The organism is Moraxella sp. K23 (genome assembly GCF_041154765.1).
GTDB lineage: Bacteria > Pseudomonadota > Gammaproteobacteria > Pseudomonadales > Moraxellaceae > Faucicola > Faucicola tetraodonis.
The window spans coordinates 1,873,051-1,893,406 of sequence record NZ_AP031595.1 but is presented as its reverse complement, the minus strand read 5'-3'; the positions used below and the strand labels follow the sequence as shown (position 1 = coordinate 1,893,406).

Genomic DNA, 20,356 nt, shown 5'->3' with positions numbered 1-20,356 from the left:
AATTAAAGCAAAATCGGCACGCCTTCAGTTATGTTAAGGTAACTATTGCGTAAATATTGTGTTAAAAATTCCAATCGTCCCCATTTTGGGTAAACTTGGGTAAAAGTGTGTTGCTCAAATTTGAAGGCTTTGTCATTAGTTTCATACTACAAAGTTAGCGTTATACTGCAAGACAGCTTTAGGTATCATCTACATCAATAAATTCACATTTGGCTTATTGAGATAATACGCTATCTTTATCATAATCCTACTTATCATTATTTATTGCTATTTTGAGGTGTTATGTCACTTTTTTCTAACCATACTTTATTTATCATTATCATTACGGTAGTTGTCAGTTTATTAGCTTGGCAATCACCCCAACTGATGCAAAGGTTAATTTTTTATCCGCCTGCGGTGCAGCGTGGACAAGTCGATCGCTTTGTTACTCATGGTTTTATCCATGCCGATGGGATGCATTTGTTTTTTAATATGTTTACTTTGTATTCGTTTGGACAAGCGGTGCAGGGATTGTTCATGTCCAAACTCGGCAGTCTAGGGTTTGTGCTGTTTTATCTTGCTGCTTTGGTGGTGGCGATTGTGCCAACCTATCTAAAACAAAAGAACAATCCTCGCTATAGCAGCCTAGGGGCATCGGGGGCTGTTTCAGCAGTAATTTTTAGCTATATTTTAATGAATCCTTGGTCGACATTGTTGCTGTTTGTGATTCCTGTACCTGCGATTGTGTTCGCAGTGGCGTATGTGGCGTATAGTGTGTGGGCGGATGGGCAAGGTCGCGGTAGTATCAATCATTCGGCACATTTGGTGGGTGGTATTTTTGGTATGTTAGCCACCATTGCCATTGAGCCCGGTATTGTGGCGCATTTTTTTAACCAATTAATGCACCCAAGATTTTTAGGCTTTGGTGGCTAACATTTGGGGGCAAAAAATTGCGTGGCGCCGCTTGCCTGATTACAGCTTGCCCATTCATAGGTTGTACAGCCACAGGTTGCCTAGTTAACAGTCGCTTGGCTGGTTAACGGTAAAGTCGTAAAAAGCAGTAAAAGGTAAAAAATATGATTTATGATGTGATTGGTGATGTGCATGGTCAGGCAGATAAACTCATTGGGTTACTGACGCAGTTGGGCTATCAACATGATGGTCAGTGTTTTCAAGCGCCTCCTAATCACCAAGCGATTTTTATAGGCGACTTGATTGATAGGGGCAGTCAACAGCTGCAAACCTTATCTATCGTATTTGCGATGATTGACCACGGGCAAGCGCTCGCGGTCATGGGTAATCACGAGTATAATGCGTTAGCTTACGCAACACCCGATGCCCGCGATGCAAGCCAATATTTACGACAACATAATGATAAAAATACCTCGCAGCATCAAGCGTTTCTTGATGAAGTAGGGTTTGGTAGTGAGTTGCACCAGTTTTGGCTCAAGCGGTTTTATGAATTACCGCTGTGGCTAGCATTGGATGATGCGTGTTTTGTGCATGCTTGTTGGGACAGTGATGCGATGGCGATGTTAAAGCCGCTGTTAACGATAGACAATCGCTTGACGCCCGTTGCGCTACAAAAAACCAGTGAGGAAGGCACGCCACCTTTTGAGGCACTGGAAAGAGTGCTTAAAGGTGTGGAAGCACCGCTACCTGAAGGCATTCATTTGGTCGATAAAGAAGGTCATCAACGTAAAAATGTACGCGTGCAGTGGTGGCAGCCTAGTTTGTCGTTTCAGCCGATTCACCAGATTGCGCGCGCCAGTCAAGAGGATTTGATTCATATCCCTAAAGACACGCTGAGCGCTGAGATTTTGTTTGGTCTTGACCACGACAAACCTATTTTTGTCGGGCATTATTGGCTCAATGGCACGCCTGAGCTACTTAGTCATCAAGTGGTCTGTGTGGATTATTCTGCTGCCAAAGATGGGTTTTTGACGGCTTATCAATTTGATACCGATCATCCGGCTTTGAGCTCAGCGAATTTTATTCAATATCAGCATTGACCCAAAGCTAAACGGTAAACTGGGTGTAACATAAATTAAAATATTTGTTTAAAGCTTACGGCTAATAATGATAGCCAGTGAGCAAACGATTAAGATGGGTTAGGTATGATTCGACGTCCGATTGAGCCGCTAAAGATGCTATTTGTGCTGCAAGGCTCGTACTTTAAACGGCTGATTGTGCCACAAGTTTTGTTGTTTATTTTCTCCTTTTTCATCTATTTTTATCAAACCCATATCGCCACCGAGCCTGTACCGCTCAATCCTTCGGTGTTTGCGATACTCGGTATCTCACTTGCGATTTTCCACGGGTTTTGTAATAACGCAGCGTATGATCGATTTTGGGAAGGGCGCAAGCTGTGGGGCACGCTGGTTTGGCTAAGTCGCAACATCGCCCGTCAAGTGATGACACTGCCGAATGTCAGTATGGCGGAAAAACAAGCCTTTATCCGTCATCAAATCGCTTTTGTCCACAGTCTACGCCAACAGCTGCGGAGTGAGGATAATACAGCAAACCTGCAGCGGCTATTAACGGTTGAAGAACAGCAAGCCGTGGTTGGGCAAAACTTTATTGCCTTACGCTTGACCCAAATCATGGGGCAGATGCTCGCCAACTGGCAAGCCGAGCAAAAAATCGATGTTTGGCAGTGGCAAAGCTTAGATAACACCTTGGGTGAAATTGCCCATATCCAAGCGGGCTGTGAACGCATTAATAACACACCGATTCCGTATGCCTATTTTGTGCTGCTGCATCGCACTGTGTATCTGTATTGCTTTATGCTGCCATTTGGACTGGGCAATGCGATTGGCTGGGTAACGCCATTTGTAGTCAGTTTTGTCGGCTACACCTTTATGGCGCTCAATGAAATCGTCGATGAAATCAGCGAGCCGTTTGGTACGGGGGAAAACGAATTGCCCTTAGGGATGATGTGCGATACGATTGAGACGCAGCTGGCCATGCTTAGTCATCAAAAATTTGCCCCTGAACAAAAGCCGCGAGTACCCGCCAATGTGGTGATATAGTTGCCTCATAGATTTTGATTTTCAAGGGTAAAAAATCATGCTATATTAAGTTTTAACCGTGCATTTCATGCACGTTTTTTTATTTTTAGTCCGTCAATTTTTTGGCAAAAGGAATTTTCCATGTCAGCAAGTCAGCCAAACGCCCAGACACACCAGCTACCACCACCCATCCCATCGCCACAAGGTCAAGCCAAAGTCGGTATCATCATGGGTAGTCAATCTGACTGGGAAACCATGCAAAACGCCGCGCAAATGTTAGCGGATTTTGGGGTGCCCTTTGAGTGTGAAGTGGTATCGGCACATCGCACCCCTGATAGATTGTTTGACTATGCCAAAACTGCCAAAGCTCGCGGCCTGTCTGTGATTATCGCAGGGGCAGGCGGCGCGGCGCATCTGCCCGGGATGTGTGCGTCTCAGACGGATTTGCCTGTACTTGGTGTGCCTGTCAAGTCCTCCATCCTAAGCGGTTGGGACAGTTTGCTATCCATCGTGCAAATGCCCAAAGGGGTGGCGGTGGGTACGCTTGCCATCGGGGCAGCGGGTGCGGCAAATGCAGGGCTACTGGCAGCGCAAATTTTGGCGATTGGTGATAGCACGCTTGCGCAAAAAATCAGTGATTTTCGCGCCAAACAAACCCAAACAATTTTGGATAATCCTGTGCCTGGTAAAATGGATTGATTTTAATAAAAACCGCCCTTTAAAATGGCGGTTTTTTGCTTTATCCAAATGTGGTAATAAGCCAGTTTTTAAAATTTTGGTAGGTAGCGGTGTTTGGGTCAGCTAGTGCCAAGGCTTTTGATAAATCTTGGGTGGGTTTTGATTGGGTGGCAAGCCATGTATAAATCCGTGCTTTATCCAGTGATGTGGTAGGATTTTTAAAATGGCTTGTTCCAAGGCTATGGATAAAGTTTTCGATTTGTCCAAAATGATTTTGTTCATTCGTTGGCATCGTCATTTTTATCCAAGTTTCGAGATAGCCTTCATCTTGATTATTTGGCATTAGCCAAACGCCAATTGGGTTATCGTAATCTAAATTTTCAAAATAAATACCTAATTCATCATTTTGTTGTGGGAATTGATAAAATCCTAATGGGTTTAATCGCTCGCTAATTTGCCGTAGATTTTGGGTTTTAATATCGGTTTTATCAGTAAAATCCATGTCAACCAAAATACCAATATGGCTTACTTGTCCTGTTTCTAAAAGTTTTACTAACCTTGGCAGCTGTTGCAATACTGCTTGTTTTGTCGTGTAGGCGGTTGGCTCAAGGTCTTGGGGTGTTGCTACGTCAATGTTTAATTGAAGGTTTAGATTTTCATGACGCAAAAAAGTTTGGATAAATAATTTATCTGATTCTGCTTCAACAATAAGGTGCTTTATCATTATCTAACCTCAATATTCATTTTGGTTAGATTGTATAAGTCATCTTCATCAAATACGGTGGCGATAAGTTTGCCTTTATCAGATTTGCGGACGCTGTGACCCATGCGAAATAGTACGCCTTCCATGTCGGTGCGGTCTTTGGCGACTTGGGAAAAACTTTCAATGCAGTCCCAGCTGTGTGTAGTGGCAAATACTTGAATGTTGAAGCGATAAGCCAGTTCAAAGATGAGTTCCCAAACTTTAGGTTGTACGCTGTAGTGTAAACCGTTTTCAAATTCATCTATTAATAAAAAACCATTTTTTGCAGAAAATATTTTCAAAATGATTTGCAATAATCGCATAATTCCGTCCCCCATAGCGGTTAAAGGATAACCACCATCACTATCTAGTAGTTTTATATAAGGGATACGAACATCTTCAGAATTAGCATATTTCTGGTGAAATTTTTTATCAGTTATAAAAGCTAGATTTTGTATATTTGGCACAATAATTTTTAACGCTTGAATAACTTCAGTTTCTGCTTCTGTAAAAACTAATTTATCCCAGTCACTAGCTAGTTTTGGTAAATTCACTACTCTTGTATCTATATAAGCTAAAGGGGAACTCTGCTCTAGTTTTAAGAATTGCAAAAGATTCAAACTATCGTCCAAATTTAATTCAGTATAAAAAGTATCCTTATTAGGTAACTTAATTTCTAAGCCGTTTTCTATGGTATTAAAAGACAATAAACCTTTAGTAGTCTTGCTGAAAGTATGTCTCTCACTATAAGTAGTAATAAGTGAGTGTTTTATTTCATCATAATAAGTATGCTTATCAAATTTATCAGATTCTAAAACTCGAATTTGTATCGAATTTTTTGTATCTCCAATAAAAATTGTAGGTACTTCTTGGTTGTAGTTATTATCCGTAAAAAAATCTTTTATGAGAATATTTGGTTCTTTTACGCTGGTTTCTTGATTGGGATTTAGGATTAGGCTACTTCGATTAGAAGCGATTTGATATAAAATATTAGACTTAAACCCACTCGCTAACAAAGCTAAAGCTTCAAGAACAGTACTTTTCCCCGAATTATTTTTTCCCACAATCAAATTCACATGACCCAATTTCTCAATCGTCACATCTTCCAAAATCCGAAAGTTCTTAATCTTTAGAGAGTCTAAGTGCATAACGCAAACCTTACGAGTTATTAACCCATTTATTATTTTATCAACCGCTATCTTACCCACAAAATACTCTACAATCTAGGCAATTTACGGTAAAATCCGTTAATTACCTTTTTGACATTCCTTTCTTTTTTATTGTAAAAGTTGACCATCTATGAGCACGCAACATCAAATCGCCCAAGCCTTAACGTCTTTAGAAAACGCTTACAACCCAAGCGACGTCGAAAACGGCATGTACCAAGTGTGGGAAGACAAAGGCTATTTTCAGCCAAGCTATGATAAACAACAATCGTTTTCTATTGCCCTGCCACCGCCCAATGTCACAGGCTCACTGCACATGGGGCATGGCTTTAACAATGCCATCATGGACACGCTCACCCGCTATCATCGAATGCTGGGCGAAAACACCCTCTGGCAACCAGGCACCGACCACGCAGGGATTGCCACGCAAATGGTCGTTGAGCGTCAATTGAACGCCCAAGGCATCAAACGCCATGATTTAGGTCGTGAAAAATTCCTTGAAAAGATTTGGGAGTGGAAAGCCGAGAGCGGTGGCAACATCACCCGCCAAATCCGCCGTCTAGGTAGCTCGGTGGACTGGAGCCGTGAGCGTTTTACCATGGATGATGGCTTGTCCAATGCCGTCAAAGAAGTGTTCGTGCGTCTGTACGAAGATGGGCTGATTTATCGCGGTAAACGTCTAGTCAACTGGGATACTAAGCTACAAACTGCGTTATCCGACCTTGAAGTAGAAAACCATGACGAGAAAGGCTCACTGTGGCATTTTCGCTATTATTTGACCGACAAAAATGCCAAAACCCAAGACGGTAAAAATTATCTTGTCGTTGCCACCACCCGCCCAGAGACCTTGCTCGGTGATACCGCCGTTGCCGTGAACCCCGAAGACGCACGCTACCAGCATCTTATCGGTCAAACCGTGACGCTACCGATTACCGGTCGCATTGTGCCGATTGTGGGCGATGACAAAGCGGTGGACATGGAATTTGGCACAGGCTGTGTCAAAATCACGCCTGCCCATGACTTTAATGACTACGAAACAGGCAAACGCCACAATTTGCCGATGATTAATATCTTTGATAATTCAGCGCATATCTTGCCAGAAATGCAGATTTTTACTGATTTACAAACCAAAGAGTCACAGCTTGAGACCACGCCTATCGAGTATGCAGGACTTGAGCGGTTTGCCGCGCGTAAAAAAATGGTTGAGCAAAGCGAGGCTGAAGGCTGGCTTGAAGAAATCAAACCGCATGATTTAAAAGTGCCCAAAGGCGACCGCAGTAACACCATCGTTGAGCCGTGGCTCACTGACCAATGGTATGTATCCATCGAAAAACTGGCAAAACCTGCCATCGACGCGGTGGAAGACGGGCGCACCGAGTTTGTCCCTGCCCAGTACAAAAATATGTATATGGCGTGGATGCGCGATATCCAAGACTGGTGTATCAGCCGTCAGCTTTGGTGGGGACACCGTATCCCAGCGTGGTATGACGATGAGGGCAATATTTATGTCGCCCGTTCTGTGTATAGTGCTTACGATCAAGCAGTTCAGCATAAAATGCAGGAAATACAATCTGATGATAGCCAGCAAGAATTATACAAATTGTTATCAGCAATTCATGAAAAATATAAAAACTTACATAATCAAAAAATCGCAGATTGGTTGGAATTTGAGACACTCACTGAAGAGATTAATAAACTAGGTATTCATTTACGTCAAGAAGATGATGTATTAGACACTTGGTTTAGCTCGGCATTGTGGACGTTTAGCACCCTTGATTGGACGGGCGAGCTAAACTTTGACGACTACAGCCAAGCGCTCAAAACCTTCCACCCAACCAGCGTATTGGTCACAGGTTTTGACATCATTTTCTTCTGGGTTGCCCGTATGATGATGATGACCATGTACTTCATTAAAGACAAAGACGGTAACCCGCAAGTGCCTTTTAAAACTGTGTATGTGCATGGCTTGGTGCGTGATGGACAAGGGCAAAAAATGTCCAAATCCAAAGGCAACGTACTTGACCCGATTGACCTGATTGACGGCATTGATTTAGAAACCCTAGTCGCCAAACGCACCACAGGTCTCATGAACCCCAAAGACGCGCAAAAAATCGAAAAAGCCACGCGCAAAGAATTTGCCGACGGTATCCCTGCGTTTGGCACGGACGCGCTGCGCTTTACTTTTACCTCCTTGGCAAGTACGGGACGTGATATCAATTTTGACCTCAAACGCATTGAAGGCAATCGCAATTTTTGTAATAAAATTTGGAACGCCACCCGTTTTGTGCTGATGAACTGCGTCGATAAGGACGGTAATGCGCTAAACATCGACAAAACCGCCAATACCGCACTGTGGGAATTGCCAGAGCAGTGGATTATGAGCCGTCTAAACTCCACGGTGAAAGCCATCCATGAGCACATGAGCCAGTACCGTTTTGACTTGGTGAGCCAAGATATCTATGAGTTTATCTGGAATGAATACTGCGACTGGTATGTTGAGCTTGCCAAATCAAGCCTAAACGACGAATCGGTGAGTGCCGAGCGTAAAGCCCAAATCCGCTATGTGCTGCTCAACTGCCTTGAAGTCGCCATGCGCTTTACCCATCCGATTATGCCGTATATCACTGAGAGCATTTGGCAAACCATTGCCCCTATCATCGATAAAAAAGCGACTGACAGTATCATGACGGCTGCCTTCCCAATAGCGGATGACAGCCTAATCAGCCTACAGACCGAGCATGACATGACGTGGCTACAAGCGCTGATTGGGGCGATTCGTAACATCCGCGGTGAGATGAAGCTTGGCAATGCGGTGCGTCTGCCTGTGCTACTTGATAACATCAGCGATGAGGAAACCGCGCGCCTAAGCCGTATTGAAAATCAGTTTAAATCGCTTGCCAAAGTCGACACGCTGACTATTGTGAATGCGGGAGACGGCTCTGATAAAGAGTTACCGTTGTCGTCATCAAGTATGGTCGGGCAGTTAAAAGTGCTAGTGCCGATGAAAGGCTTGATTGACCCAACGGCGGAGCTTAATCGCCTTGCCAAAGCGCAAGAAAAACTTATCAAACAAGCTGAAAGTCTGCGTAGTAAGCTTTCTAATGAAGCATTTGTGAGTAAAGCGCCCGCCAATGTGGTGGAAAGCGAGAAAGCGAAACTTGCTGAGATGGATACGCAACTTGCCGAAATGCATAAACAAATTGAGCAGTTAAGAAGTTTGTAATTTAAGTCTATTTGAAAAAATTAGGCATAATTGAGTCTTGTTATGCCTTTTTTTGCAATTAAGGTAAAGTTATGAATGTCTATCTACCACTATTTAATATTTTTGAAGAAAACCTTGTTTTACAAAAATATAGGAATGCCACACAAGATGAAATAAGGCAATCAAATTACGATTTAAACTTAGTTACTCGTGGTATTCCAATTTATCAAATTATTTTAGAAAACCATTTGCAATCTGCTATGTATATGGCGAATAAAGGTGAAGATAATCAATTGGAATTTGCCATTGATGACATAATTGAAAAAAGTAAAGTTTTCAAGGTATGGCGAAGTTATATGCCATCTAAAATACCCCAATTTTTATGGAATTATCAAAATCGGTATGCTCGTTGTAATGTTTTTAATGTTGATAAAGAAATTAATAACATTGGTATTAAATTAAGTGTAGGGCAGACTCTAATTCATGGTGGTTATTGGTATAATCATTCAACTGACACAATAATTACTGATAGACCTTTATCTACAACTTTTTGTCCGCAAGTAGCCTTACGTAATGCTGAGTGGTGTGGTAAAGCTTATGATAATGAAAGAATAGATATAATGGTTTTAAGAGTTTTAAGCCCAAGAACGAATGTTTATGTATTTAAACAGAAAGGAACTGATAAAGGACATGAAAAAGAAGTAGTTTTTGCTTCTGGTGCCAAATTGACCAAAGTAAAGGAGCATTACATTACCCATAGAACAGCTTACAAATCTGATAATAACAGCCAGCAACTGTTAGAAAAGTTAGTACCAATTTATGTTTTGGAAGTTAATATTTCTTAAAACGCAAAGTAGGATAAATAAATCTTTACCTTTGAAATTAGAAGCGAGAATTTAATTCGATTTATTTAAACATAGTATTTTATGAAAGAGATATAAAAATTGCTCATACTAAAAGGCATTCACGCTACAACCGCATACCATGCGAAAAATATCAATAAAAATGGATTTATTGTGCCACAAGAAAATTCTGGTAAAGCGGGCAGTGGATTATATTTTTGGAACTATGAAAGTAATCGAAAAAACGCTTTAGAATTATCAAAACAATGGTGGGATTTTGCTTTAAATAAAGCCAATATATACGACAGAAAGCAAGATTGTTCATTAGTACAATTTGATTGCGAAATACATATTCCTGAAGAAGAATTACTAGATTTTGTGGGAGATATCGCGTTATATGAAGCGTTTTTAGACGCTTATCCAATCGGTTTATATGATGAAGCCACTTATGGTGCAAAGTTGGACGATTTTATTAACATATTAGAACGAGTATCGAATCAACAATTCACTGTTTGTCGCATGAATTTATCAGTACCAAATTTAAGAAAAGTACCGTTTGCAAATGCCTTTCCTGCGTTCATTATCAAAAAGCCTATTGATATTTTTATCAAAGAATGTCTTAATAGTTAAATCAATTGGCATAAATTACAGGATATCATGATGATTAATCAAGAAATCTTAAATGCCGTTGTTCAAGAGATTAAATCGACACCAGCAGATGAGTTAGAAAGACGACTTCAACAGTCAGAACAATCTGCTTTTGCTCAATCAATTAATGAACTTTCGGCATTTTCAAGCTCAACTCCAACCGCCAAAAAGCCAAAACGTTTAGCTTTGCGTACCTTTTCGGTATATCGAGCAGAAGCGTTAAATCGTCGAAATAGAGTAAAGCACCGTTTAAGTTTTAGTAGATAATTTGTAACGTAATAAAAAACCCACAAAATCTGTGGGTTTTCATATGAACTTTAAAAAACTTATTTAAAAAGGCGAATGTCTTCCAAAGTTGGAAAATCCTGCCACGCTCCTGCTAGTTCTTGCACGTCAGACGACCAGTGAGAATTGACTTTATTAGGCTGATTAAACATACCAACACGTTGTTTGATTAGCTTATCAAGCCAACTAGTAGACGACAAGTTTTCCGCTTTGGCTTGGTGCAAAACTTGCTCAAGTACCTCATCATCAAGGGTTAAAACAATTTGCGCCATGTCTCTCTCCTTATTCGCTTTTCTCAAAGTATAACTGACAAATTCGGATTGAGCCAATCGGTTTACTCAACTACTAATAAAGCTTAATGCGCCTCATCCCAATTATCACCAATGCCCACTTCAACCACAAGCGGCACCGCAAAATCCACATCCCAGCCTTTATCTTTGGCTGTCTTAGATAGCACCTCTTGCATGGCGTTTTTTATCAACTCGGCAATCGCCTCGGCTTTATCCTCATCCGCTTCAAACACCAGCTCATCATGCACCTGTAATAGCATTTTGGCATGGTCTTGGGGCAATACCTCATTCACCGCAATCATGGCAAGTTTGATGATATCGGCAGCACTGCCCTGTAGTGGCGCATTAATCGCCGCGCGTTCTGCCGCTTGGCGCACGCCGCGGTTGGGGTGCTGCATATCGGGGGTAAATAGCTTACGCCCCAAAATCGTGGTGATATAGCCTTGATTTTGGGCAGCCGTGCGGGTGGCTTGCATATAGGCACGTACCGTAGGGTAGCGGGCAAAGTACAGCTTGATATAGTCTTGCGCTTGCTGGCGAGTAAAGCCCAACTGCTTGGCAAGCCCAAATTCACTCATGCCGTAGAGTAGCCCAAAGTTGACCGCTTTGGCTTGGCGGCGTTCTTCGCTCGTCACATCATCAAACGCCTTGCCCAAAATCTCAGCGGCGGTGGCGCGGTGAATGTCATGCCCTTCCTGAAACGCGCGGATTAGCACAGGATCATTGGCAAAGTGTGCCATCAGCCGAAGCTCGATTTGCGAATAGTCGGCTGATAGCACTTTGCGACCTTTGGGGGCAATAAACGCGCCACGAATGAGCCGCCCAGTATCGGTGCGAATCGGGATGTTTTGCAAATTCGGCTCAGTCGATGACAACCGTCCTGTGGTCGTCAACGCTTGATGATAACTGGTATGCACACGGTCATTGCTGTCTGCCACATTTGCCAACGCGTCTGTGTAGGTGCTTTTAAGCTTAGACAGACTGCGATGCTCAAGCACGGTTTCAATTAGCGGATGGTCGATGGTGGCAAGCACTGCTTCACTGGTGGAGTATTGCCCGGTTTTGGTTTTTTTACCGCCTGCAATGCCTAAGCGGTCAAACAGCACTTCACCCAACTGCTTTGGACTGGCAAGGTTAAAGGTTTCGCCCGCTTGCGCAAAGGCGACTTTTTCAAGTGCTTGGATTTTTTCATCAAAGCGCGCGGATAGTTCTCCCAAAAACGCTTTATTGAGCAAAATCCCATCATGCTCCATTTGGCACAGGATTTGGGCAACAGGGATTTCTAGTTCATGGAGCAGCTTGGCGTTGTTCGGTTCGGCTTTGAGTTTTTCGCTAAACAGTTCAAATAACTGATAGGTGATATCAGCGTCTTCACAGGCGTAGTCACTTGCCACGTTTAAAGGGACTTTGTCAAAGGTGATTTGCTTGGCGCCTTTGCCTGCCACATCTTCAAAGGTGATGGTTTGGGTATGTAGATAGTGACGTGCCAAGTCGTCCATACCATGGCGGGTGGCAACGGCATTAATCACATAGCTGGCAAGCATGGTATCCATTGCCCAGTTGCTCGGCTCGTTGATTAAGTCGATATCATAATTTGCCAAAATATGCGCGTCGTATTTTAAATGCTGACCGATTTTGCCGATTTGTGGATTTTGCAAAATCGGTTTTAACTGGGCTAAAACGTCCTCGCGGGCAAGTTGTTCAATCCGATTGCCCATCTCATCAACGTGGGCAACAGGTACATAATAGGCTTCATGCGATTGCAGCGCAAACGACAAGCCGACAAGCTCGGCATGTTGCCAATTCACATCGGTGGTTTCGGTATCAATGACAAAATGCTTTGATGCGCCAAGGCGTTGGATTAACGTATCAAAATCGGCTTGGCTGGTGACAGTGTGCCACTGCTTGTTGGCAGGGTTTTTGCTATCTTGGCTCGCTTTAATCGCTTCCACCACGGCATTTTGAGCAGGCTCAGCGGCTTTAAAATTGCCGTTATTGGATGGGTGAAACGGATGATTGAGCGACGCTATTTCGCTTTTAAATTCTAATTCGGTAAAAATTGCGCGTTTTTCTTCTATGTTAAAACTTGGGTCAGTCGGTAGTCGCAAAGTCTCCCAGTCAGGCACGATATCAAGGTCGGTGATAATGGTTGCCAAGCGTTTATCCAGCGCAATGCTGTCGGTGCTTTGCAAAAAAGTTTGTTGTTGCTTGCCTTTTAACTGGTCGACATTGGCAAGGATATTGTCAATGCTGTCGTATTGCTCAAGCAGTTTTTGCGCGGTTTTTGCGCCGATGCCTGCGACACCCTTGATACCATCCGACGCGTCGCCCATGAGGGTGAGATAGTCGATGATTTGACGGGGCTCAACGCCAAATTTTTCTTTGACCCCTGCGATGTCGTAACGCTTGTCATCAAAGCTGTTTTCCACGATGACGCAAGGATTGACCAGTTGGCACATATCTTTGTCGCCTGTGGAGATGATGACATGATGACCTTCTAGGCAAGCACGGTGGGCGAGTGTACCGATGATGTCGTCAGCCTCTACGCCTTCAATGGCGAGGAGGGGTATGCCCATCGCTTGTATCATCTTGTGAATATAAGGGATTTGCTCGGCAAGTTCGGCGGGCATTTCTGGGCGGTCGCCTTTATAAATGGGGGAAAGCTTGTGGCGAAAGGTGGGCGCTTTGGTATCAAACGCCACCGCCATGTGCGTCGGGCGGTATTTTTCCATCAGTTTTTTGAGGGCGTTGAGCGTGCCGCGGATGGAATTGGTGTGCAAGCCTTGGGTGGTTTGCATGGTGACAGGCAAGGCGTGAAAATTGCGGAACATATAATACGAGCCGTCCACCAAGATAAACGGCGGCTTGTCGGTATTGATGTGATCGGTATCAAGTAGGGCAGTTGCAGTCATAGGATTACTTATCTTTATGTTGTTAAAATAGGGTGTCAAAATACAGGCGAATATCAAAATATAAGACAGTGTCAAAATATAGGGAAAAATTTTATATTATCCGCGTATTATACTGGCTTTTTGCGGCTAATCGTTAAGCATTTCAAACTCATTCACTAGCCGAAGGTGAATAGATGTTGGCGGATGCCAATCGGGTGTATGCTAAGCGCGTGCGAAGTTTGGCGGGTTTTCATGGTGGCAACTTTGCAAAAATTCCACCAATAGCCGATAGCCAATGTGCTACAATTTTTTAGCAATTTTAGGCGGTTTACCAATTTTTAGGCACAACCAATTTTTAGGCATAAAAGGGAACTTTATGGGCAATAGCTATTACACACTGCTTGACCGCACCATGACCGATGATATCACCACATCAAACTACCGCTGCAATATCCACTGCCAAGGCGCATGGAATGATAACGAACAGCACATGGCGGCAGCAACAGGACTGTTGGCTTACGAGCTTGAACAATTCAAACCGCGCAGTGACATGCGTATCGGGCGCATTAGTCTAGATATTTTTGGGCTGATTCATTTTGGCGATTTTAGCGTGACCACCCACATCATCCGCCCGGGCCGCACTATCGAACTGATCGAAACTACCATGGCAGCCAATGGCAAAACCTGTATCGTTGCCCGCGCGTGGCGGATGCAAACCAGCGATACATCAGAGATTGCTGGGCTTGAAGATGAGCGAATCGGTCATCCAGAAAGCTACCCGAACTGGGACGGTATGAAGCATTGGGGCGGTGGCTATATTGACAGTATTTATCTCAAAGCCGATCCCGACAACCGCCAAGGCGACGGCATCGTGTGGATCAATACCGATATCGACATGGTCGAAGAAAACGGTCAAGTACAGCCCACATCCGACTTTGTGCATTTGATGGGCATGGTCGATACCGCCAATGGCGTGGTACCGCGCATTCACCAACCCAATACCATTGAATGGTTTTTCCCCAATTTAGATTTGCAAATCCATCTGCACCGTATGCCTGTTGGGCGTTGGCTGGGACTTGAGACCGTGCAACAATTTGGGGGCGATGGCGTGGGTCTGACCAGTAGCGTGCTGCATGACGCACACGGCGCGTTTGGTCGTAGCGAGCAAATTTTAACCATTCGAAAAGCCTAAAAAACTATCAGGATAACCAATCATGGAAGATAACAACACGCTAAGTCAACACTCGGTCAACGACGCCGAATTTTGGCAAAAACGCTATGATGATGGCTATACTGGGTGGGACATCGGTAAAATTTCGCCACCCCTGCAAGCCTATATCGAGCATTTACTCGACAACGGCGTGAGTAAATCGGTACATATTTTAATCCCTGGGGCGGGCAACGCCTACGAAGCAGGCTATCTTCATGAACAAGGTTTTAGCCATGTTTATGTGGTGGATTTTGCCAAGCTGCCTTTGGATAATTTTGCCAAGCGCTATCCCAGTTTTCCCAAAACGCACCTGCTACAAGCGGATTTTTTTGGCTTAGACCCTGTGCAGTATCAGTTTGATTATATTATTGAGCAGACGTTTTTTTGCGCGATTGACCCTAGTAGACGCAGCGATTATGCCAAGCAAATGCAAAAGCTCCTCAAACCCACGGGTAAATTGGTGGGCGTGTTGCTAGATAAGCATTTTGAAAGCAGTCCACCGTTTGGTGGGGATAAGCAAGAATATGAAACATTATTTCAGCAGTTTTTCACCATTGATACACTGGCGCCTTGCTATAATTCAATTAAGCCCAGACAAGGTAGCGAATTATTTTTTATCCTGAGCCAAAAGAAGGTAGAGGACGCAGGTATCCCCTAAGCGTTAAACCGCTAATCGTTAAACTACTAATCATTACCTTACCATTTCTTTGACGATGAAGCAGGTGGGAAAGAAGCAGTGTCTTGAAGCGCGGGAAATTAATGGCTTTGAGCGCATCTTGACCTCAGCGCGTGCCACTGCCCAAGAAAATCCGCAGCTAGTGGCATGGCGTTGATGATAAAAAAATTTGCCAAGACATAATGAATTAAATTTTTAATATTATGCCAATAATCTATATTGGCTTTTCAGCTTAACGCCATAATATCCATGATGGAAAAAGGATAATATAACGTCTTGGTAGCGGTGACTAGCACAGGTATTTTATCAGCAAATTCCAGCATATCTTGTTCTGGTAACTCGGCAATATCAATCGACTGCCAGCGTATATCGGCAACGGCTTGTGCTTGCAGCAATAAGCTTTCAGCGATTTCACACAGATGACAGCCCACTGTGCCATATAATTGCCAAGTAGTTGGGTCAGGCATCATGTGATCGTGCGGATTTGTCATGTGTTGCGCGTCGAAGTCGGACATATTCTGCCTTAGCATATAGCCAAAAATGCCATAATACGTTATATTTTTAGCTTAAGCCATCGCTGCTTTTGCTCCCGCCGCTAGGAATACACCGTGACCAAACCCGCTACCAAAATGTCGTTAAAGCCCAAACCTGTCAACACAGCTTTACCACCCACCAACCGTGGTATCGGGTTTGGTGGCTGGGTCAAGCGCATTTTGCTCATAGTCATTGCCTGTTTTGTTGCGTTTCATGTAATAGTTGCAGCCTTATTGGTTGTCTGGAAAACCCAGCCTATCAATAACAGTATGTTCATGATACTGTATCGCTTGGGCAATTTTGCCCCTGTCAGTCAGACCTGGGTAGATGATAATCAAATTTCGGTGAATGTAAAACGGGCAGCGATTGCCAGCGAAGATGCTAACTTTGTCAATCATGCTGGCTTTGATGTGCAAGGCATTGAGAATGCGATTAAGAAAAATGAAAAAGCGGGCGCTATCAGCGCGGGCGGCTCAACCATTAGCCAACAGCTTGCCAAGAATTTATTTTTATACCCCAATCGCTCGTATTTTCGCAAAGGCGAAGAAGCGTTAATTACCTTGATGATTGAAAATATGTGGACCAAAGAGCGGATTTTGCTTGCTTATCTCAATGTCGCAGAGTTTGGTAAAGGCGTCTACGGCATTGAAGCAGCCGCTCAGCACTACTACCAAAAGTCGGCAGCGCATTTGACCAAGCGACAAGCGGCATCTTTGATTGCTATGCTACCTAATCCCAAATATTTTGAAGGCAACCGTAACGACCGCCGCCTGCTTAACAAAACCCAAATTATTCTACGGCGCATGGGGGCGGCAGATTTGCCCGACACGCAATAGCCCAAAAACTCATTTATCATTACACGCTTATCATTACATTGTTAACTTTACACTGTTAAAAATGCTTGACCACAAAAGGACTGTACTATGCCAAACACTGCTAAACAAGATAGACCCAGCGAAGAGTATGTATCAGAAATTAATCCGATACTAGGCTTTAACAGTATTTGCTACCCAAACGTGTTTGAATACCAACAAAACGATAGCGAGCTGTATTTTAATCGTGAATTGTCACTGTTACAGTTCCATCAGCGGGTACTCGCCCAAGCCACCAATCCCCGCCACCCACTGCTTGAAAGACTATTTTTCTTGATTATTTTTTCATCCAATTTAGATGAATTCTTTGAAATCCGTGTCGCAGGCTTGATGCAAAAAGTACAAATGGGCGATGTGGTGAGCAGTATCGATGGTATACGCCCCAGTAAGGTTTTGTCATATATCTCTGAAATCGCCCATCATGCGGTAGATGAGCAATACCGTATTTTGAACGATGAAATTTTGCCTGCACTGGCGGAGCAAGACATTCGCTACTTAAAACGTGATGAATTGACCCAAGAGCAAGCCGCATGGGTAAAAAAATACTTTGCCGAACAAGTCGCGCCGGTGCTGACGCCGATTAGTATTGACCCTGCGCATCCTTTTCCTAGATTGGTCAATAAAAGCTTGAATTTTATGGTGGGCTTAGAGGGCAAAGATGGCTTTGGTCGCGATATTAACATGGCGATTGTGCCTGCACCCCGAAGCTTACCGCGGGTTATTCGCTTACCCAATGAACTGACAGGCGGTAAAGAACATCACATCATGCTCACCGCAGTGATTCACGGGCATATCGAAGACTTATTCCCTGGCATGACGGTCACAGGCTGCCACCAATTTCGTTTGACGCGTAACGCCGATTTAGATTTATCCGATGATGTCGAAGACTTGGCGAAAGCGTTGGAAGGTGAATTGGAAAACCGTCGATTTGGTGCCAAAGTGCGCTTAGAAGTGACCACCTATTGCCCACAGCCGATGGTGGATTATCTACTTGATGAGTTTGGTTTAAGCCAAGAGCAACTATACCGTGTCAATGGTCCTGTCAATCTGACGCGTTTGTTGTTTGATTTTAAAATCCCAAATTTGCGTTATCAGTCGTTTAATCATGCCATTCCCAAAGCGTTTCGCCGTGATAGCTTGGATAAAAATGAAAACGTATTTCATGCCATTCGTAAGCAAGATGTCTTGCTGCATCACCCGTTTCATTCGTTTTCACCTGTGGTCAACATTTTGCGCCAAGCCGCCAATGACCCCCATGTATTAGCCATCAAACAGACCCTTTATCGCTCAGGGACAAACTCTGAAATTGTCCAAGCGTTGGCCGAAGCTGCGCGTAAAGGCAAAGAAGTCACCGCTGTGATTGAGCTGCGTGCGCGCTTTGATGAAAAATCCAACATCGAAGTAGCAAACTTTCTGCAGCAGGCTGGGGCAGTGGTGGTGTATGGCATCGTAGGCTACAAGACCCACGCCAAGCTGATGATGATTGTGCGCCGTGAGGAAGATAAAATCCGCCGCTATGTGCATTTGGGTACAGGCAACTACCATGCGGGCAATGCCAAAGCTTATACCGACTATGGTCTATTTACCGCCAATGAAGCAATCACCGAAGATGTGCATAAAATCTTTAACGAACTCACAGGCATGGGCAAACCAGCCAAAGTGCAAAAACTACTGCATGCCCCCTTCACCTTGCATGACAGACTCATGGGCTTTATCGACAACGAAATTGCCCATGCCAAAGCAGGCAAAGAGGCGCATATCATTATCAAGGTCAATGCGATGACCGAAAAACTATTGATTGACAAGCTATATGAAGCATCGCAAGCAGGCGTTAAAGTCAATCTGATTATTCGTTCGATGTGTTGTATTCGTCCGCAATTACCCGGCGTATCCGACAACATCACCGTGCGCTCTATCGTTGGGCGTTTTTTAGAGCATACCCGCGTGTATTATTTTGCCAATGGGCATCAAAATCCCAATGCTAATGGCAAACGCACCTACCGTTTATATTGCGCCAGTGCAGACTGGATGGAACGCAATTTGTTTAGCCGTGTTGAAGTGGCTTTCCCCATTGAAGACCCCATCGTCTTTAAACGCATTATGGAAGATTTGCACAATTATCTCAAAGACAATGTCAATGCATGGGAGCTTGATGCCAAAGGCACATGGCGAGCGATTACCCCTGGTGAAGGTGAAGCAGCGTTTTCGGCACAAGATTATTTATTGACCAAAATTACCAGAAAAAGCTAATTTTGCTAATCACAAGTTTGAGTCAATTACACCGCTATCTACAGAAGATAGCGGTTTTTTTGTTGATGAATGCGCTGATTTACACCTAGAGTTCAAAATTTACCGAATAGTAATAAATCTGCCAAAATTTCACACAGCTAAACACTTATCACATAGTGATAACAGCTTGTTACGCGAACACTTATCACTAACAGCCTTTATTTGCTACTATCGAACTTATAAAAGCAAAAGTATGAAAGCGATTGAATTGGCTATTTTTTACATAAAAATTTAATCGCGCTCTGTTTAAAAGTCTTTGATTAAAATCATTGACTTGAATTGATACTAAAAAATCATAAGGAAAATTACCATGTCACAGAATCAAGCACAAAACCAAAAACAGAATCAGCCAAGCAACCAAACCGAGATTCAAAAAGCGACAGAAAATGTGGATCCCAGTCAATTATCAGAAAATTTAGATAAACAAAATAGCGTGAAAGGTGAGCCACAAGACTTAGACAAAAGTGAAAATACCCCGTTTATTGACGACTCATTGCGTACTGACAACCATTAAAATTTTAATTGTTAAACTTTTAAATACTAAGCTTTTAATCATTCAGTTTTGATTGACTAATTTATACAGCTCAACTTATAAAAATAATAACTTATTGAGCGATAACAATTAATTAAAGGAATGAAAAATGCAAAATCAAAATAACGTAGAAATTGTAGACCCAAAGACGGGTGTCGCCGTGACCCCGCAAGCCGTTATAGTAGAAGACAGTGTCACCCACCAATCAGGAGATGGTGTCACTACAGGCATGTCACCCTCAATGGAAACGCCTGATATTTTTGATAATACCCCACAAGCGGCGGTGAAAGTCCAATCTGCAGAAGACGTGGCGAATGGCGAATTATCGGATGAAAATGTGGCACGTATTTCTGAGGAAGAGGCGCAGAAATTACAGCAAACTGCCCAAGCCAATCTCAATGCAGAAAATTCACTGCATACGTTATCAGATGGTAGTGTAGATATCGACCGAGATCACTAATTTTCGATATTATTAAGTTAAGTTTAAGCATTTTATTGGGTTGATACCG

At 43.3% G+C, this 20,356-nt stretch carries 19 protein-coding genes; 14 read left to right on the top strand and 5 right to left on the bottom strand.

Annotation, left to right across the window (positions count from 1 at the left end; genetic code table 11):
* Nucleotides 1–282: 282 nt before the first annotated feature.
* The 4 genes from ACAM37_RS08325 (at nt 283) to purE (ending at nt 3,689) form a co-directional block, all read left to right on the top strand.
* Nucleotides 283–912 (top strand): rhomboid family intramembrane serine protease, encoded by a 630-nt coding sequence (locus ACAM37_RS08325; protein ID WP_007116139.1) that lies wholly within the window; start codon nt 283–285, stop codon nt 910–912.
* Nucleotides 913–1,055: 143 nt separating this feature from the next.
* Nucleotides 1,056–1,991 (top strand): metallophosphoesterase, encoded by a 936-nt coding sequence (locus ACAM37_RS08320; RefSeq protein ID WP_007116137.1) that lies wholly within the window; start codon nt 1,056–1,058, stop codon nt 1,989–1,991.
* A 105-nt stretch (nt 1,992–2,096) separates the two neighbouring features.
* Nucleotides 2,097–3,011 (top strand): bestrophin family protein, encoded by a 915-nt coding sequence (locus ACAM37_RS08315; protein ID WP_007116136.1) that lies wholly within the window; start codon nt 2,097–2,099, stop codon nt 3,009–3,011.
* 120 nt (nt 3,012–3,131) lie between these two features.
* Nucleotides 3,132–3,689 carry a 5-(carboxyamino)imidazole ribonucleotide mutase gene (purE, locus tag ACAM37_RS08310; RefSeq protein WP_095356172.1) on the top strand — a complete coding sequence of 186 codons (558 nt, stop codon included), beginning with the start codon at nt 3,132–3,134 and terminating at the stop codon, nt 3,687–3,689.
* 40 nt (nt 3,690–3,729) lie between these two features.
* On the opposite strand, the gene ACAM37_RS08305 is transcribed toward purE, so the two are convergent.
* Nucleotides 3,730–4,392: a DUF3226 domain-containing protein gene (locus ACAM37_RS08305; RefSeq protein WP_060995081.1), complete on the bottom strand. Its 663-nt coding sequence runs from the start codon at nt 4,390–4,392 to the stop codon at nt 3,730–3,732.
* The gene (locus ACAM37_RS08300; protein ID WP_314027119.1) at nt 4,392–5,558 is read right to left on the bottom strand and encodes an AAA family ATPase; all 1,167 of its coding nucleotides are present in this window, start codon (nt 5,556–5,558) and stop codon (nt 4,392–4,394) included. The genes ACAM37_RS08305 and ACAM37_RS08300 overlap by 1 nt, the downstream gene beginning before the upstream one ends.
* Nucleotides 5,559–5,709: 151 nt before the next feature.
* Between ACAM37_RS08300 and ACAM37_RS08295 the strand changes: the two genes are divergently transcribed.
* From ACAM37_RS08295 to ACAM37_RS08280, 4 genes are all read left to right on the top strand, one after another.
* Nucleotides 5,710–8,799: a valine--tRNA ligase gene (locus tag ACAM37_RS08295; protein WP_369625979.1), complete on the top strand. Its 3,090-nt coding sequence runs from the start codon at nt 5,710–5,712 to the stop codon at nt 8,797–8,799.
* A 71-nt stretch (nt 8,800–8,870) separates the two neighbouring features.
* Nucleotides 8,871–9,623, top strand: coding sequence for a hypothetical protein (locus ACAM37_RS08290; RefSeq protein ID WP_099807589.1), 753 nt, complete (start codon nt 8,871–8,873; stop codon nt 9,621–9,623).
* 171 nt (nt 9,624–9,794) lie between these two features.
* The gene (locus tag ACAM37_RS08285; protein ID WP_157819353.1) at nt 9,795–10,250 is read left to right on the top strand and encodes a hypothetical protein; all 456 of its coding nucleotides are present in this window, start codon (nt 9,795–9,797) and stop codon (nt 10,248–10,250) included.
* Between the two features lie 27 nt (nt 10,251–10,277).
* Complete coding sequence (locus tag ACAM37_RS08280) at nt 10,278–10,535, top strand: hypothetical protein (protein WP_157819354.1); 258 nt, start codon at nt 10,278–10,280, stop codon at nt 10,533–10,535.
* 59 nt (nt 10,536–10,594) lie between these two features.
* On the opposite strand, the gene ACAM37_RS08275 is transcribed toward ACAM37_RS08280, so the two are convergent.
* Together ACAM37_RS08275 and polA are read right to left on the bottom strand one after the other, a co-directional pair.
* On the bottom strand, nt 10,595–10,825 hold the full coding sequence (locus ACAM37_RS08275; RefSeq protein WP_099807592.1) for a hypothetical protein: 231 nt from the start codon (nt 10,823–10,825) through the stop codon (nt 10,595–10,597).
* Between the two features lie 83 nt (nt 10,826–10,908).
* Entirely contained in the window at nt 10,909–13,755 is a 2,847-nt protein-coding gene (polA, locus tag ACAM37_RS08270) for a DNA polymerase I (protein WP_369625978.1), read from the bottom strand.
* A 391-nt stretch (nt 13,756–14,146) separates the two neighbouring features.
* On the opposite strand from polA, the gene ACAM37_RS08265 reads away from it, so the two are divergent.
* Together ACAM37_RS08265 and ACAM37_RS08260 are read left to right on the top strand one after the other, a co-directional pair.
* Nucleotides 14,147–14,926 (top strand): thioesterase family protein, encoded by a 780-nt coding sequence (locus ACAM37_RS08265; protein ID WP_409418161.1) that lies wholly within the window; start codon nt 14,147–14,149, stop codon nt 14,924–14,926.
* A 22-nt stretch (nt 14,927–14,948) separates the two neighbouring features.
* Nucleotides 14,949–15,602, top strand: coding sequence for a methyltransferase domain-containing protein (locus ACAM37_RS08260; RefSeq protein ID WP_369625976.1), 654 nt, complete (start codon nt 14,949–14,951; stop codon nt 15,600–15,602).
* A 245-nt stretch (nt 15,603–15,847) separates the two neighbouring features.
* Here ACAM37_RS08260 and ACAM37_RS08255 read toward each other — a convergent pair whose 3' ends face one another.
* Nucleotides 15,848–16,135: a glutaredoxin family protein gene (locus ACAM37_RS08255; protein WP_369625975.1), complete on the bottom strand. Its 288-nt coding sequence runs from the start codon at nt 16,133–16,135 to the stop codon at nt 15,848–15,850.
* A gap of 114 nt (nt 16,136–16,249) precedes the next feature.
* Between ACAM37_RS08255 and mtgA the strand changes: the two genes are divergently transcribed.
* The 4 genes from mtgA (at nt 16,250) to ACAM37_RS08235 (ending at nt 20,307) form a co-directional block, all read left to right on the top strand.
* The gene (gene mtgA, locus ACAM37_RS08250) at nt 16,250–16,990 is read left to right on the top strand and encodes a monofunctional biosynthetic peptidoglycan transglycosylase (protein WP_472826345.1); all 741 of its coding nucleotides are present in this window, start codon (nt 16,250–16,252) and stop codon (nt 16,988–16,990) included.
* A gap of 87 nt (nt 16,991–17,077) precedes the next feature.
* On the top strand, nt 17,078–19,276 hold the full coding sequence (ppk1, locus tag ACAM37_RS08245) for a polyphosphate kinase 1 (protein ID WP_369625973.1): 2,199 nt from the start codon (nt 17,078–17,080) through the stop codon (nt 19,274–19,276).
* 349 nt (nt 19,277–19,625) lie between these two features.
* Nucleotides 19,626–19,829: a hypothetical protein gene (locus ACAM37_RS08240; protein ID WP_099833492.1), complete on the top strand. Its 204-nt coding sequence runs from the start codon at nt 19,626–19,628 to the stop codon at nt 19,827–19,829.
* Nucleotides 19,830–19,956: 127 nt separating this feature from the next.
* Nucleotides 19,957–20,307, top strand: coding sequence for a hypothetical protein (locus ACAM37_RS08235; RefSeq protein WP_369625972.1), 351 nt, complete (start codon nt 19,957–19,959; stop codon nt 20,305–20,307).
* Nucleotides 20,308–20,356 lie beyond the last annotated feature (49 nt).